The sequence below is a fragment of the Streptomyces sp. NRRL S-350 genome, from assembly GCF_000719705.1.
Classification (GTDB): domain Bacteria; phylum Actinomycetota; class Actinomycetes; order Streptomycetales; family Streptomycetaceae; genus Kitasatospora.
In genome coordinates, this window is record NZ_JOHO01000242.1 from 1 (window position 1) to 224 (window position 224).

Annotated in this window: 1 protein-coding gene; it reads left to right on the top strand. The window is 68.3% G+C overall.

What is annotated here, in order from left to right; all coding sequences use genetic code 11:
* On the top strand, positions 1-224 hold a 224-nt coding region (locus tag IF30_RS0140740; protein ID WP_030248468.1), incomplete at both ends, for a transposase.

The window sequence follows — 224 nt, forward strand, 5'->3', positions numbered from 1 at the left end:
GACGGCTCGTGTCGAAGCAGGGCGTCAAGCCGGTGATCGCCCGCCGCGGTGTTCCCCACGGATCAGGCCTCGGCGTCCACCGCTGGGTCGTCGAGCGCACGATCGCCTGGCTCCACGGCTTCCGCCGCCTTCGCATCCGCTGGGAACGACGCGACGACATCCACGAAGCCTTCCTCGGCCTCGCCACCTGCTTGATCACTCACCGCCACGTCCAACGTCTCTGT